The sequence below is a fragment of the Pseudocitrobacter sp. 73 genome (genome assembly GCF_008369545.1).
GTDB lineage: Bacteria > Pseudomonadota > Gammaproteobacteria > Enterobacterales > Enterobacteriaceae > Pseudocitrobacter > Pseudocitrobacter vendiensis.
The window spans coordinates 143,220-158,463 of record NZ_VTZO01000020.1 but is presented as its reverse complement, the minus strand read 5'-3'; the positions used below and the strand labels follow the sequence as shown (position 1 = coordinate 158,463).

At 53.2% G+C, this 15,244-nt stretch carries 12 protein-coding genes and 7 tRNA genes; 16 read left to right on the top strand and 3 right to left on the bottom strand.

Annotated features, from left to right (window positions below; genetic code table 11):
* Window positions 1–161: 161 nt before the first annotated feature.
* A complete protein-coding gene (nagE, locus tag F0Q32_RS19535; RefSeq protein ID WP_149464399.1) occupies window positions 162–2,183 on the bottom strand; it encodes an N-acetylglucosamine-specific PTS transporter subunit IIBC in 2,022 nt (673 codons plus the stop codon).
* A gap of 323 nt (window positions 2,184–2,506) precedes the next feature.
* Here nagE and nagB point away from each other — a divergent pair, with 323 nt between their 5' ends.
* From nagB to asnB, 5 genes are all read left to right on the top strand, one after another.
* Entirely contained in the window at window positions 2,507–3,307 is an 801-nt protein-coding gene (nagB, locus tag F0Q32_RS19530; RefSeq protein WP_015965356.1) for a glucosamine-6-phosphate deaminase, read from the top strand.
* Between the two features lie 55 nt (window positions 3,308–3,362).
* Window positions 3,363–4,508: an N-acetylglucosamine-6-phosphate deacetylase gene (nagA, locus tag F0Q32_RS19525; RefSeq protein WP_149464398.1), complete on the top strand. Its 1,146-nt coding sequence runs from the start codon at window positions 3,363–3,365 to the stop codon at window positions 4,506–4,508.
* Between the two features lie 12 nt (window positions 4,509–4,520).
* The gene (locus F0Q32_RS19520; protein ID WP_149464397.1) at window positions 4,521–5,741 is read left to right on the top strand and encodes an N-acetylglucosamine repressor; all 1,221 of its coding nucleotides are present in this window, start codon (window positions 4,521–4,523) and stop codon (window positions 5,739–5,741) included.
* An 87-nt stretch (window positions 5,742–5,828) separates the two neighbouring features.
* A complete protein-coding gene (nagD, locus tag F0Q32_RS19515; protein WP_015965359.1) occupies window positions 5,829–6,581 on the top strand; it encodes a ribonucleotide monophosphatase NagD in 753 nt (250 codons plus the stop codon).
* Between the two features lie 255 nt (window positions 6,582–6,836).
* Entirely contained in the window at window positions 6,837–8,501 is a 1,665-nt protein-coding gene (gene asnB / locus F0Q32_RS19510) for an asparagine synthase B (protein WP_149464396.1), read from the top strand.
* Window positions 8,502–8,545: 44 nt separating this feature from the next.
* On the opposite strand, the gene F0Q32_RS19505 is transcribed toward asnB, so the two are convergent.
* Complete coding sequence (locus F0Q32_RS19505; RefSeq protein ID WP_149464395.1) at window positions 8,546–8,986, bottom strand: hypothetical protein; 441 nt, start codon at window positions 8,984–8,986, stop codon at window positions 8,546–8,548.
* A 348-nt stretch (window positions 8,987–9,334) separates the two neighbouring features.
* Here F0Q32_RS19505 and F0Q32_RS19500 point away from each other — a divergent pair.
* The 8 genes from F0Q32_RS19500 (at window position 9,335) to F0Q32_RS19465 (ending at window position 10,752) form a co-directional block, all read left to right on the top strand.
* Window positions 9,335–9,411, top strand: a tRNA-Met gene (locus F0Q32_RS19500).
* 9 nt (window positions 9,412–9,420) lie between these two features.
* Window positions 9,421–9,505, top strand: a tRNA-Leu gene (locus F0Q32_RS19495).
* 23 nt (window positions 9,506–9,528) lie between these two features.
* Window positions 9,529–9,603 (top strand) — tRNA-Gln (locus F0Q32_RS19490).
* Between the two features lie 37 nt (window positions 9,604–9,640).
* A tRNA-Gln gene (locus F0Q32_RS19485) sits at window positions 9,641–9,715 on the top strand.
* A 19-nt stretch (window positions 9,716–9,734) separates the two neighbouring features.
* Window positions 9,735–9,811 (top strand) — tRNA-Met (locus F0Q32_RS19480).
* A 44-nt stretch (window positions 9,812–9,855) separates the two neighbouring features.
* Window positions 9,856–9,930: transfer RNA gene (locus F0Q32_RS19475), tRNA-Gln, on the top strand.
* 36 nt (window positions 9,931–9,966) lie between these two features.
* Window positions 9,967–10,041: transfer RNA gene (locus F0Q32_RS19470), tRNA-Gln, on the top strand.
* Window positions 10,042–10,167: 126 nt separating this feature from the next.
* The gene (locus F0Q32_RS19465) at window positions 10,168–10,752 is read left to right on the top strand and encodes a hypothetical protein (RefSeq protein WP_149464394.1); all 585 of its coding nucleotides are present in this window, start codon (window positions 10,168–10,170) and stop codon (window positions 10,750–10,752) included.
* Window positions 10,753–10,760: 8 nt separating this feature from the next.
* Here the strand turns inward: F0Q32_RS19465 and ubiF are convergent, their stop codons facing one another.
* Entirely contained in the window at window positions 10,761–11,936 is a 1,176-nt protein-coding gene (gene ubiF / locus F0Q32_RS19460; RefSeq protein WP_149464393.1) for a 3-demethoxyubiquinol 3-hydroxylase, read from the bottom strand.
* 162 nt (window positions 11,937–12,098) lie between these two features.
* Between ubiF and miaB the strand changes: the two genes are divergently transcribed.
* The 3 genes from miaB to ybeY all read left to right on the top strand — a co-directional run bounded on the left by miaB (window position 12,099) and on the right by ybeY (window position 15,220).
* Window positions 12,099–13,523, top strand: a complete 1,425-nt coding sequence (gene miaB, locus F0Q32_RS19455) for a tRNA (N6-isopentenyl adenosine(37)-C2)-methylthiotransferase MiaB (protein ID WP_149464392.1) — start codon at window positions 12,099–12,101, stop codon at window positions 13,521–13,523.
* 186 nt (window positions 13,524–13,709) lie between these two features.
* Complete coding sequence (locus F0Q32_RS19450) at window positions 13,710–14,756, top strand: PhoH family protein (RefSeq protein ID WP_149464391.1); 1,047 nt, start codon at window positions 13,710–13,712, stop codon at window positions 14,754–14,756.
* Window positions 14,753–15,220: an rRNA maturation RNase YbeY gene (gene ybeY, locus F0Q32_RS19445; protein ID WP_149464390.1), complete on the top strand. Its 468-nt coding sequence runs from the start codon at window positions 14,753–14,755 to the stop codon at window positions 15,218–15,220. The genes F0Q32_RS19450 and ybeY overlap by 4 nt, the downstream gene beginning before the upstream one ends.
* The last annotated feature ends 24 nt before the right edge of the window (window positions 15,221–15,244 follow it).

Genomic DNA, 15,244 nt, shown 5'->3' with positions numbered 1-15,244 from the left:
ATAACGTATAACGGCGTATGATCTTATAAGCCGGACGCAGAGACAACCCTTAACTTACAGAAAATGCGTCTTTGAAGAGGAATATGGGGATCATTTGCTGCAAAAAAAAGCGGCGGAGGAAAGTCCCCCGCCGCTTAAGGCAATCGCGAACTCAGGAGCGATTATTTACCTTTAATTTCATACAGCGCTGTTTGCCCCGCAACGACATGACCCTGCGCCTTAATCACCAGGCCGCTGAAGTCGTCAATGTTGCTACAAACCACCGGGCTAATCATTGAACGCGCATTGGCGTTCAGGTAGTCGAGATCCATTTCCAGAACCGGCTGACCTGCTTTCACTTCCGCACCCTCTTCCACCAGGCGAGTAAAGCCCTGGCCGTTCAGCGCAACGGTATCGATCCCCATGTGGACAACGATTTCCGCGCCTTTCTCGGTTTCCAGGCAGAACGCATGGTTGGTGTTAAAGATTTTAACGATAGTGCCCGCCGCCGGGGAAACCACGGTTTTATCCGTTGGTTTAACCGCAACGCCGTCGCCCACCGCTTTGCTGGCAAAGGCTTCGTCTGGCACCGCTTCCAGCGCCACCACGTCACCGGTGACCGGGGAAACCAGCTCGGCAATCACCGTGCTGTTATTCGGCACAGCTTGCGGTTTAGCCGCAGGCGCTGCTGCCGGTGCCGCAGTGGCTTCAGCCGCCGCAACCGGGCCTGTGGTTTTCATCGCGTTGGCGATTTTCTCTGCCACGAAGCCAACGATAATCTGCACGCTGGTTTTGTTCAGGCGAATCACACCGGATGCACCCAGACGTTTCGCCATTGCGTCGTTCACCAGAGAAGAGTCTTTCACGTTCAGACGCAGGCGGGTGATACAGGCGTCAATGCCGGTCAGGTTGTCAGAACCGCCAATTGCGGCGATGTACTGGCGCGCCAGGCCGGAAACATCCTGCTCTTTATCGCTTCCTACATTCGTGTCCTGACCATCCGCTTCGCTACCGGCAACCGCCAGCTCACGACCCGGGGTCATCAGGTTGAATTTGGTGATGGTGAAACGGAACACCACATAGTAGATAACGAAGAACACCAGTCCCTGCGGGATAAGCATCCACCAGTGTGTCGCCAACGGGTTACGCGACGACAGCACCATATCAACCAGACCTGCGCTGAAGCCGAAACCGGCAATCCACTGCATGCTGGCCGCGATAAATACAGAGATACCGGTCAGGAAAGCGTGGATCACGTACAGTACCGGCGCCACAAACATGAAGGAGAATTCCAGCGGCTCGGTGATCCCGGTGAAGAATGCCGCGAAGGCACCCGCCATCATGATACCCAGCACTTTCGCTTTGTTCTCAGGACGCGCGCAGTGATAGATAGCCAGCGCCGCACCCGGCAGGCCGAACATCATGATTGGGAAGAAGCCCGCCTGATAACGACCGGTGATACCGACAACCGCTTTACCCGCTTCGATAGACTGTGCGCCACCGAGGAAGTTAGGAATGTCGTTAATGCCCGCCACGTCGAACCAGAATACGGAGTTCAGGGCGTGGTGCAGGCCAACCGGAATCAGCAGACGGTTGAAGAAGGCGTAAACGCCCGCGCCAACGGAGCCCAGTTTCTGAATGTGCTCACCGAAGTTCACCAGACCGTCGAAAATTACCGGCCAGATGTACATCAGAATAAAAGCGACCACGATCATCACAAACGAGGTCAGAATTGGCACCAGACGGCGACCGCTGAAGAACGACAGCGCCTTCGGTAGCTCAACGCTGCTGAAGCGGTTGTAGAGTTCTGCAGAGATAATACCGACCAGAATACCCACGAACTGGTTGCTAATCTTACCGAACGCCGCCGGAACCTGGTCCGCCGGAATCTTCTGGATCATCGCTACCGCCGCCGGAGAACACAGCGTGGTCAACACGAGGAAGCCCACAAAGCCGGTCAGCGCCGCAGCACCGTCTTTATCTTTGGACATCCCATAAGCCACACCAATGGCAAACAGGACGGACATGTTATCAATAATGGCCGAGCCAGACTTGATGAAGAACGCGGCGAGGGCGTTATCGCCACCCCAACCAACAGGGTCGATCCAGTAACCAACCCCCATCAAAATTGCCGCCGCAGGCAGCGTGGCGACCGGCACCATCAGTGCACGACCGACCTTTTGTAAATAACCTAGAATACTCACTTTATTCCCCCTATGAGACCCCGTTAGGCTCACGCTTTGCTGTTTTTTTATAGTGTTACAACTGATAAGTACGACGAATTATTCATTGACATGTGGAGTGTGTGAAAAATTAATTCGTATCGCAAATTAAACACCCTTTTTTTGTGATTTTTGTCACCAAATATCGCTATACCCCCTCCCTTTTGCTGGCTAACTCGCAAAACTTATTTTATCATTCAAAAAATCAAAGCGGATTGACCCCTTGTTACCGCGAAAGTGCGTTACGCTTTATGATAAGCATTCGTCAATCCACGACCTTTTTAAATTAACTATAGAGGTGAACAATGAGACTGATTCCCCTGGCTACAGCAGAACAAGTGGGCAAATGGGCCGCGCGTCATATCGTTAACCGCATCAACGCGTTCAACCCAACCGCCGATCGTCCGTTCGTGCTGGGTCTGCCGACTGGCGGCACACCGCTGACTGCCTATAAAGCACTGGTAGAAATGCATAAAGCGGGCCAGGTTAGCTTCAAGCACGTTGTGACGTTCAACATGGACGAATACGTGGGCCTGCCGAAAGAGCATCCGGAAAGCTATCACAGCTTCATGCACCGTAATTTCTTCGACCACGTTGATATTCCGGCTGAAAACATTAATTTGCTGAATGGTAACGCCGCAGATATTGACGCAGAATGCCGTCGTTATGAAGAAAAAATTCGTTCTTACGGCAAAATCCACCTGTTTATGGGCGGTGTAGGTAACGATGGTCACATCGCGTTCAACGAACCGGCGTCCTCTCTGGCTTCCCGTACCCGTATCAAAACCCTGACACATGAAACCCGCGTGGCGAACTCCCGTTTCTTTGACGGCGACGTCTCTCTGGTTCCAAAATACGCGCTGACCGTTGGCGTGGGCACCCTGCTGGACGCAGAAGAAGTGATGATTCTGGTGCTGGGCAACCAGAAAGCACAGGCTCTGCAGGCGGCCGTAGAAGGCAACGTCAACCACATGTGGACCATCAGTTGCCTGCAGCTGCATCCGAAAGCCGTTATGGTGTGCGACGAGCCGTCCACGATGGAGCTGAAAGTGAAAACGTTGAAATATTTCAACGAACTGGAAGCGGAAAACATCAAAGGTCTGTAATGTATTATCGCCCTGCGGCATGTGCAGGGCGCTTTTTAGAAACCCGGGGGTCGTAATGTATGCATTAACTCATGGTCGGATTTACACTGGCCGCGAAATTCTGGATGACCACGCGATTATTATCGCCAATGGCCTTATCGAACGTCTCTGCCCGCTGGCAGAATTACCGTCAGATATTGAACAACGTTCAGTCAACGGCGCCATTATTGCCCCTGGTTTTATCGACGTTCAGCTGAATGGCTGCGGCGGCGTGCAGTTCAACGATACGGCAGAAGCCGTGAGCGTTGAAACGCTGGAAATTATGCAGAAAGCCAATGAAAAATCGGGCTGCACCAGCTACCTGCCAACGCTGATTACCTGCAGCGACGATCTCATGAAACAGGGCGTGCGCGTGATGCGCGAGTACCTGGCTAAGCATCCGAATCAGGCGCTGGGCCTTCATCTGGAAGGGCCGTGGCTGAACATCATTAAGAAAGGCACCCATAATCCGGCCTATATCCGCAAACCAGAAGCGTCGCTGGTCGACTTCCTGTGTGAGAACGCGGATGTGATTACTAAAATCACCCTGGCACCGGAAATGGTAGAACCTGAGGTAATTCGTAAACTGGTTGCCGCAGGCATTGTGATCTCTGCCGGTCACTCCAATGCGACGCTGGAAGAAGCCAAAACCGGCTTCCGTGCGGGCATTACGTTTGCTACCCACCTTTATAACGCGATGCCGTACATCAGTGGCCGCGAACCGGGTCTGGCGGGCGCCATTTTTGACAATGCCGACGTCTACTGCGGGATCATCGCTGATGGCCTGCACGTCAACTACGCCAACATCCGTAACGCCAAACACCTGAAAGGTGAGAAACTGTGTCTGGTTACGGACGCCACCGCGCCGGCAGGTGCAAACATTGATCAGTTCATTTTTGCTGGTAAAACAATATACTACCGTAACGGTTTGTGCGTAGATGAAAACGGCACACTGAGCGGCTCCTCTCTAACCATGATTGAAGGGGTTCGCAACCTGGTTGAGCACTGCGGTATTGCGCTCGACGAAGTGCTGCGCATGGCCACGCTCTACCCGGCTCGCGCAATTGGCGTCGATAGCCATTTGGGCCAGATTGCCCCGGGCATGACCGCAAACCTGACCGCGTTCACACGCGATTATAAAATCACCAAGACCATCGTTAATGGTAACGAGGTCGTTAACTGAGTAAGCGAAAGTATGACATCAGGCGGACAAGCTCAAATTGGTAATGTTGACCTCGTAAAACAGCTTAACAGTGCGGCCGTTTACCGCCTGATTGACCAGCATGGGCCAATCTCGCGCATTCAGATCGCCGAACAGAGCCAGCTTGCTCCCGCCAGCGTAACCAAAATTACGCGTCAGCTTATTGAGCGCGGATTGATTAAAGAAGTCGATCAACAGGCCTCCACCGGGGGCCGCCGCGCTATCTCTATCGTCACTGAAACCCGCAATTTCCACACTATCGGCGTGCGCCTGGGGCGTCACGACGCGACGCTCACCCTTTACGATCTCAGCAGCAAAGCGGTGGCTGAAGAGCACTATCCGCTGCCAGAACGCACTCAGGAAACCCTGGAACACGCGCTGCTCAATACCATCGCCACCTTTATAGAAACCTGCCAGCGCAAAATTCGCGAGCTTATTGCTATTTCCGTGATTTTGCCCGGCCTGGTTGATCCTGAAAGTGGCGTGATCCGCTATATGCCGCACATTGCGGTGGAAAACTGGGGGTTGGTTGGCGCGCTGGAAAAATGCTTTAACGTCACCTGTTTTGTCGGCCACGATATTCGCAGCCTTGCGCTGGCGGAGCACTATTTCGGTGCAAGTCAGGATTGTGAAGACTCTATTCTGGTGCGCGTGCACCGGGGGACCGGGGCGGGCATCATCTCTAACGGGCGGATTTTTATTGGCCGTAATGGGAACGTCGGTGAAATTGGGCATATTCAGGTCGACCCGCTCGGCGAGCGTTGCCACTGCGGTAACTTCGGCTGTCTGGAGACCGTTGCCGCCAACGCCGCGATTGAACACCGCGTCCGTCACCTGTTGGAACAAGGCTATCAGAGCCGTTTGACGCTGGATGATTGCAATATCAAAACCATCTGCAAAGCCGCCAATAAAGGCGATGCGCTGGCAACGGAAGTGGTTGAGCATGTAGGACGCCACTTGGGTAAAACCATCGCCATTGCTATTAACCTGTTCAACCCGCAGAAAATCGTCATTGCCGGGGAAATTACCGAGGCGGAGCGTGTTCTGCTACCCGCCATCGAAGGCTGCATTAACACCCAGGCGCTGAAAGCGTTTCGCAAAAATCTGCCAGTGGTGCGCTCCACGCTCGATCACCGCTCCGCGATTGGCGCGTTTGCGCTGGTCAAGCGCGCGATGCTCAACGGCATTCTGTTGCAGCATTTGCTGGAAGGTTAATCCTCTTGCGCGCAGGCGGCCTCTCGCAAGGCAGCCTGCGTAATTCCGTGTATAATTACGCCTCTTTCAGACCATGTCAGGTAGTCCATGACCATTCAGAATGTAATTTGTGATATCGACGGCGTGCTGATGCACGATAACGTGGCCGTACCGGGTGCCGCAGAATTTCTAACTCGAATTCTGGAGAAAGGCCTGCCGCTGGTACTGTTGACCAACTATCCCTCCCAAACCGGGCAAGACCTGGCGAACCGTTTCGCCACCGCAGGCGTAGACGTGCCAGATAGCGTGTTTTACACCTCGGCGATGGCAACCGCGGATTTCCTGCGTCGTCAGGAAGGGAAAAAAGCCTACGTTGTTGGCGAAGGCGCGCTGATCCACGAACTCTACAAAGCCGGTTTTACCATTACCGATGTGAACCCGGATTTCGTAATTGTGGGCGAAACCCGCTCCTACAACTGGGAAATGATGCATAAAGCGGCCTTCTTCGTCGCCAACGGCGCACGCTTTATTGCCACCAACCCGGACACCCACGGTCGCGGATTTTACCCGGCCTGCGGCGCACTATGCGCGGGTATCGAAAAAATTTCCGGTCGCAAACCGTTCTACGTGGGCAAACCCAGCCCGTGGATTATCCGCGCCGCGCTGAACAAAATGCAGGCGCACTCCGAGCAGACAGTGATCGTTGGCGATAACCTGCGTACCGATATTCTGGCGGGCTTCCAGGCCGGTCTGGAGACCATTCTGGTGCTCTCTGGCGTCTCGACGCTGGACGATATCGACAGCATGCCGTTCCGCCCATCGTGGATTTATCCGTCGGTCGCGGAAATCGATGTGATTTAAGATTTATGTTGCCGGGTTACACTTCGCTTATCCGGCAACACTCACAAACATAGATTCATTTAATAAAACCGCTATTTTATTATCGAATCATCAATTTTGTAGGTTAATACCTGTCCGTTTTTCAGCATCCAACAACTCCTGTTGCACTATTTCTTTTTCAGCCCCTAAAACGCTTGCGCCCTTTCGCGCTTTACGGCATTTTTTATCCCATAGCCACAACAATTTCACGACATTACAGGGTTAACGGAGAAGTCTATGTGTTCGATTTTTGGTGTACTGGATATTAAAACTGACGCGGGCGAGCTGCGTAAAAAAGCGCTTGAGCTCTCCCGCCTGATGCGCCATCGCGGCCCGGACTGGTCCGGTATTTATGCGTGCGACAAAGCCATTCTGGCGCACGAACGTCTGTCGATTGTTGACGTCAACGCCGGTGCGCAGCCGCTGTATAACGAAAAGAAAACGCATGCGCTGGCCGTGAACGGTGAAATCTATAACCATCAGGCACTGCGCGCGGAATACGCTGACCGCTACCAGTTCCAGACCGGTTCTGACTGCGAAGTGATCCTCGCGCTGTATCAGGAAAAAGGCCCGGAATTCCTTGACGATTTGCAGGGGATGTTTGCCTTCGCGCTTTACGATAGCGAAAAAGACGCCTACCTGATTGGCCGCGACCACATCGGCATTATCCCGCTGTATATGGGTTACGACGAATTCGGTAACTTCTATGTTGCCTCTGAAATGAAAGCGCTGACCCCGGTTTGCCGCACCATCAAAGAGTTCCCGGCTGGCAGTTACCTGTGGAGCAAAGATGGCGAAATTCGTCAGTATTATCAGCGTGACTGGTTTGACTATGACGCAGTGAAAGACAACGTTACTGATAAAAATGAACTGCGCCAGGCGCTGGAAGAGTCCGTAAAAAGCCACCTGATGTCTGACGTGCCTTACGGCGTCCTGCTCTCCGGTGGTCTGGATTCCTCCGTGATTTCCGCCATCACTAAAAAATTCGCCGCACGTCGCGTGGAAGATGGGGAACGCTCCGAAGCCTGGTGGCCGCAACTGCACTCCTTTGCGGTTGGCCTGGAAGGCTCTCCTGACCTGAAAGCCGCGCAAGAAGTGGCAAACCACCTCGGCACCGTGCACCATGAAATTCACTTCACCGTGCAGGAAGGTCTGGATGCCATTCGTGATGTTATCTATCACATCGAAACGTATGATGTAACGACCATTCGCGCCTCGACGCCGATGTATTTAATGTCGCGCAAAATCAAAGCGATGGGTATCAAAATGGTGCTCTCTGGCGAAGGTTCTGACGAAGTGTTTGGCGGTTATCTTTACTTCCACAAAGCGCCAAACGCGAAAGAGCTGCACGAAGAGACCGTACGTAAATTGCAGGCACTGCACATGTACGACTGTGCACGCGCCAACAAAGCAATGTCGGCCTGGGGCGTGGAAGCACGCGTACCGTTCCTGGATAAAAAATTCCTCGACGTGGCGATGCGTATTAACCCGCAGGATAAAATGTGCGGCAACGGCAAAATGGAAAAACACGTTCTGCGTGAATGTTTTGAATCCTACCTGCCGGCAAGCGTGGCATGGCGCCAGAAAGAGCAGTTCTCTGATGGCGTAGGCTACAGCTGGATTGACACACTGAAAGAAGTGGCGGCGAAACAGGTTACCGACCAGCAGCTGGAAACCGCACACTTCCGCTTCCCGTACAATACGCCGGGCTCTAAAGAGGGTTATCTGTACCGCGAAATCTTCGAAGAGTTGTTCCCGGTGCCAAGCGCAGCGGAATGCGTGCCGGGCGGCCCGTCAGTCGCGTGCTCTTCCGCGAAAGCGATTGAGTGGGATGAAGCGTTCAAAACCATGGACGATCCGTCTGGCCGCGCGGTGGGCGTGCACCAGTCAGCCTACAAATAACAGCGTTTTGTGAAATGCCCCGGCCCACAAGCCGGGGTTTTTTATTACTGTTTTTTCGTATCCTGTTTCAGGTACGCTGTCAGGAAATGTTCCGCGTTAGCACCCGATCCGTCAGAAAGTTCCTCGCTATAGTTGATCCACCCGTTGGATTGCTCATCGGGAATATAGAGGTTACCGCTGCCTTCTTTAATGCGCACCAGTTCAAACGGTTTCCCTTTTATTTCAGCGGTATAGCTTTTCTCACCGTCTCGTGTAATTTGAACTTTGCAGCGGAAAATACGCCCGTCAATGTCGTTATCGACATGCGAAACCTGCACTAACGCTTCATTCGCTTCGCGTGGCCCAATGCGCATCAGCCAGACAACGGCACCTTCTTGCCCGCGATAAGCCTGCACATATTTGCTGGTTTCCGGCCGAGCCTGATCGGCAAACGCGGACTGCATCAGGAAAAAAACACCTAAAAAAGCGGTTATCAAACGCAACATACTATTCCCTCAATAATGTAGCGATGGGGAGTTCCCCTCATGGTCGTGACAAATGTACAGGCGCAAGGCTTCCTGCCCTGACAAATTTGGCGGCGTTAGTATTTCACAGAGCAATTTATCAACACTATTGATGGAATCCGAATTTCATCCTTTACGCTGAAATAACAGCTTCATGCCGTGGATAAAAACACGAAGCAACCAATTTTTGCCGAATATTCCATCACGCTGTTCGCAACCTAACCAAACAGTCACATTCCGGCAATTTTCCGTGAAAAAGAGGTTGACGCTACAAGGCTCAATACGCATAATGCGCCCCGCAACGCCGATAAGGTAACGCGAAAAAAAGATGGCTACGTAGCTCAGTTGGTTAGAGCACATCACTCATAATGATGGGGTCACAGGTTCGAATCCCGTCGTAGCCACCATCTTTTTTTGCGGGAGTGGCGAAATTGGTAGACGCACCAGATTTAGGTTCTGGCGCCGCAAGGTGTGCGAGTTCAAGTCTCGCCTCCCGCACCATTCACCAGTAAGCGTTGCACGGATGGGGTATCGCCAAGCGGTAAGGCACCGGTTTTTGATACCGGCATTCCCTGGTTCGAATCCAGGTACCCCAGCCATTTTTTCTTCGATATTTGCGGTTAACCGCGACGGTATTGGGGTATCGCCAAGCGGTAAGGCACCGGTTTTTGATACCGGCATTCCCTGGTTCGAATCCAGGTACCCCAGCCATCGAAGAAAGCAGTAAATTGGCTACGTAGCTCAGTTGGTTAGAGCACATCACTCATAATGATGGGGTCACAGGTTCGAATCCCGTCGTAGCCACCAAATTAGAAATTTATCGATCACTTCGGTAAGTTAGCAAGAATTGTTGGGGTATCGCCAAGCGGTAAGGCTCTGGTTTCTGATACCAGCATTCCGAGGTTCGAATCCTCGTACCCCAGCCATCTTTAAAAGACGTTCAGATTGTGAACGCACCCTGTTGGGGTATCGCCAAGCGGTAAGGCACCGGATTCTGATTCCGGCATTCCGAGGTTCGAATCCTCGTACCCCAGCCACATAAAACAAAAAAGCTCGCTTCGGCGGGCTTTTTTGTTTTATGAAATCCGAAAAAAATCCCGCCCCGTAGAAGCCGTCAGCGCCTGGTGATACATTGCCCGCTTTCACAGCTAATGGATTTAGCAATGGACGCTGATCTTTACTCTCCCTTTCTGCAAAAAGTTGTCATTTGTATTGTGGCGCTAATTTGCATCATTCTTGCAAACTACGGTATCTCTGCGCCCGTATTTTACGTTTTTTTTATCGGTATCATTTTTCCCGTCATCATATCCATGCGATTACATCGGCTCAGCGAAGCCGGCACGGCGCTAATGATCACCGCCGATTTACACTGGACACAATACATTCATGGTTTTCCAGCCCAGGAGCGGCTTCAGGTATTAAAAAATCCCTGTTTCTGGTCCCCTCAAAGACTCAAAGCATTTTTTATATCGGGCATCACAGGCAAACTTATAATTCAATGCATCACTATTGCCATTCTGGTACTTGAATATGCCCCTTCCCCTGAGCCCTCTATGAAAGAGTCACTCGCCGCTATAGTACTGATGTTTATCGTGTATAAAATAAGTCGTAATCTCTGGACGCTTTATCTCATTGCGGCCGGTAAATGGCAGTGCGAAACCCTGATGACCGAGAGTGGAAGTCTCTGGTATCAGGGTTTTGTGAAAAAGGGGAAGAAACGCGTCACGCTTTTTTCGCGCCTTGTATAGCCCGTGCGCTACACGCCTAACGCATACTTCAGCGCCTGACGTTTTAACACGCCTGCGCGCTGGGCGGCCATCAGCCCGAGATTCCGCACCACTTTCAGCGGGCTGAGATCGTTGCTAAAGCCGGCATAGAAGAGATCCATCCCGGACTGCATCAGCAGATTATCCGCACGACGGCGCGCCTGATAGCGCTTCAGCACCGTTTCACTGGCCCAATCTTCGGCATAACCGCGCGCATTCGCCAGCACGTCAATCAGCGCATCCACATCGCGATAGCCCAGATTCACCCCCTGCCCCGCCAGCGGATGAATGGTATGCGCCGCATCGCCCACCAGCGCCAGCCCCGGCTGGATATATTGCAACGCGTGGCGACGTGTCAGTGGGAACGAACCCGCGGCAACCGGCGTGACATGTCCTAAACGCTGCGGAAAATGAGTATGAATTTCCTGTTGCAGTTGCGCCATGGTGAGCGTCTGCAACTGGCGAATCCGTGCCGGCGTGTCATACCACACCAGCGATGCCCAGTGTTCAAAGAGCGGTAAAAACGCGCGCGGCCCGGTAGGTGAAAACTGCTGCCAGGTGCTGTCGCCCGGATCGTTCTCGCACTGTACGGTGATCAGCATGCAGGATTGCGGATATTGCCAGCCATGTGTGCCAATGCCAGCCATCTGACGTACCTGGGAAAATGCGCCATCCGCACCAATCACCAGACGCGCGGACAACGTTTCGCCTTCTGCCAGCGTCACCACACGTCGCCCGGCGACCATCGTCATTGCGCTGAGGGTTTGACCCGTTTTCAGCGTGACCTGCGGATGTGCCTCAAGCGCCTGCCACAGCGCCAGCTGTAAGACGTTGTTCTCTACCATATAACCCAACTGCGGCAACTTCAGCTCGGCGGCATCAAACACCACGTGCGCGTTTTGCCACTCCCAGGTCTCCAGGCGACGCCAGGCATGCACGCGCATCGCCTGAATCGCATCCCAGACATCGAGCCCGCGCAGAAGCGATACGGACGCGGCGCTGATAGCCGAAATACGCACATCAGGCGGCGATGCCGGATCAAACGCAACAGGCGCGGATTTCTCCAGCACGGTGACGGAGAACCCTTCACGCGCCAGCCCTAACGCCAGTGCGCCGCCGACCATCCCACCGCCTACCACAACGATGTCTGTTTGCTGAATTGTCATAGTCAATTATCCTTAACCGTTAATGCGTTAAGTTTACCGGATTTTGCGCCGCTTGAGGTCATACTGGTCACAACCGCGTCAAAGCATTACAATACGCGCCCTGCATTCCTGGCTATTTCCCCGCCATTTTCGGGGTTTAAACATTTGAGCAAGAGCAAGTCGATGACAAAAAAACTCCATATTAAAACCTGGGGCTGTCAGATGAATGAGTACGATTCATCCAGGATGGCCGATCTGCTGGATGCCACTCACGGGTATCAACTCACTGATGTGGCTGAAGAAGCGGATGTGCTGCTGTTGAATACCTGCTCTATCCGCGAGAAGGCACAGGAAAAAGTTTTCCACCAATTAGGCCGCTGGAAATTATTAAAGGAAAAAAATCCGAAGCTGATTATTGGTGTTGGCGGCTGCGTGGCCTCTCAGGAGGGGAAACTGATCCGCCAGCGTGCACATTACGTCGATATTATTTTTGGCCCGCAGACCTTACACCGCCTGCCTGAGATGATTGATACCGTGCGTGGCAACCGCCGCCCGGTCATCGATGTCAGCTTCCCGGAAATCGAGAAGTTTGACCGTCTGCCGGAACCGCGCGCAGAAGGCCCGACCGCCTTCGTCTCCATCATGGAAGGCTGCAACAAATATTGTACTTACTGCGTGGTGCCGTATACCCGTGGTGAAGAAGTGAGCCGTCCGTGCGACGATATTCTGTTTGAAGTGGCGCAACTGGCGGCACAAGGCGTGCGTGAGATTCACCTGCTCGGCCAGAACGTTAACGCCTGGCGTGGTGAGAACTATGACGGCACGACCGGTTCATTCTCCGAACTGCTGCGCCTGGTCGCCGCTATCGACGGTATCGACCGCCTGCGTTTCACCACCAGCCACCCAATCGAATTTACCGACGATATTATCGATGTGTATCGCGATACGCCGGAACTGGTGAGTTTCCTGCATCTGCCGGTCCAGTGTGGTTCCGACCGCGTACTGAACCTGATGGGCCGCACGCACACCGTGCTGGAATACAAATCGATTATCCGCAAACTGCGCGCCGCGCGTCCGGATATTCAGATTAGCTCTGACTTTATTGTCGGCTTCCCCGGTGAAACGACGCAGGACTTCGAGCAAACCATGAAACTGATTGGCGAAGTCAATTTCGACGTTAGCTACAGCTTTATTTTCTCTGCACGCCCGGGTACGCCAGCCGCCGATATGGTTGACGACGTGCCGGAAGAAGAGAAAAAACAGCGTCTGTATATTTTGCAGGAGCGTATCAACCAGCAGGCCATGGCGTGGAGCCGCCGCATGCTCGGCACTACACAACGTATTCTGGTGGAAGGCCTGTCGCGTAAGAGCGTGATGGAACTGACAGGACGCACCGAAAATAACCGTGTGGTGAACTTTGAGGGCACTCCGGATATGGTCGGTAAGTTTGTCGATGTTGAGATTGTGGATGTCTATACCAACTCACTGCGCGGCAAACTGGTGCGTACGGAAGATGAAATGGGGCTACGCGTGGTTGAATCGCCGGAGTCCGTCATCTCTCGTACCCGTAAAGAGAATGACCTGGGCGTCGGTGTCTACCAGCCGTAAACCTTTCGGCCTGCCGCTCCGGCAGGCCTTGTTTTCTCTGCCTTCCACCCAAATATCCATTGCAATGCTTGCGCCTTTATTCGCTGGCGTGAATAATTTCATCAATGATGCCCCGATTGTCGGGATGAGCCTAATCGTAGGCCGGATACGCATATCGCCTTCCGGCAAACATGAAAGAGGAACAGTTTGAACATAGACACTCGCGAAATTACGCTGGAACCAGCAGACAACGCCCGCCTGCTGAGCCTGTGCGGCCCGTTTGATGACAACATCAAACAGCTTGAGCGGCGATTGGGCATCGAAATCAACCGCCGCGACAACCATTTCAAACTCACCGGACGCGCGATTTGCGTCACCGCAGCGGCAGATATTCTGCGCAGTCTGTATGTCGACACCGCCCCGATGCGCGGTCAGATTCAGGATATTGAACCGGAGCAAATTCATCTCGCGATAAAAGAAGCGCGTGTGCTGGAACAGAGCGCCGAGAGCGTGCCGGAGTACGGTAAAGCCGTCAATATCAAAACCAAGCGCGGCGTGATTAAACCGCGTACGCCGAACCAGGCGCAGTACATCGCCAATATTCTTGACCACGACATCACCTTCGGCGTGGGCCCGGCGGGTACCGGCAAAACCTATCTGGCGGTCGCGGCGGCGGTTGATGCGCTGGAGCGGCAGGACATTCGCCGTATTCTGCTCACTCGACCAGCAGTAGAAGCAGGTGAAAAACTCGGTTTCCTGCCGGGTGATCTGAGCCAGAAAGTTGACCCATATCTGCGCCCGCTTTACGACGCGCTGTTTGAGATGCTCGGCTTCGAGAAAGTGGAAAAACTGATTGAACGTAACGTGATTGAAGTGGCTCCACTGGCCTACATGCGTGGTCGCACACTGAACGATGCCTTTATCATTCTCGATGAGAGCCAGAACACCACTATCGAACAGATGAAGATGTTCCTGACCCGTATCGGCTTTAATTCGAAAGCAGTCATCACCGGCGACGTCACCCAGATTGACCTGCCGCGTAATACTAAATCCGGCCTGCGCCACGCGGTTGAAGTACTGGCAAACGTCGATGAAATTAGCTTTAACTTCTTCCACAGCGAAGACGTGGTCCGTCACCCTGTGGTGGCGCGCATCGTTAACGCCTATGAAGCGTGGGAAGAAGCGGAACAAAAACGTAAAGCTGAGCTGGCTGCGGAAAGAAAACGCGAAGCTCAGGAACAGGAGCAGAAATGAGTCAGGTGATCCTCGATCTCCAGTTGGCCTGTGAAGATAACACCGGTCTGCCCGATGAAAGTCAATTTCAGGCATGGCTGGATGCCGTTATCCCGCAATTTCAGGAAGAATCAGAAGTGACGATTCGCCTGGTGGATACCGCTGAAAGCCACGAGCTTAACCTGACCTATCGCGGAATGGACAAGCCGACCAACGTGCTCTCTTTCCCGTTTGAAGCACCGCCGGGAATGGAAATGCCGCTGCTGGGCGATCTCATCATCTGCCGTCAGGTGGTTGAACGCGAAGCCAAAGAGCAAAATGTGTCGCTCGATTCCCACTGGGCGCACATGGTGGTGCACGGCAGCCTGCATCTGCTGGGCTACGACCATATCGAAGATGACGAAGCCGAAGAGATGGAAGGCATCGAAACGGAGATAATGCTTGCTCTGGGCTATGAGGATCCGTACATTGCCGAGAAAGAGTAACTGCCGGGCTTCGGCCCGACGGTA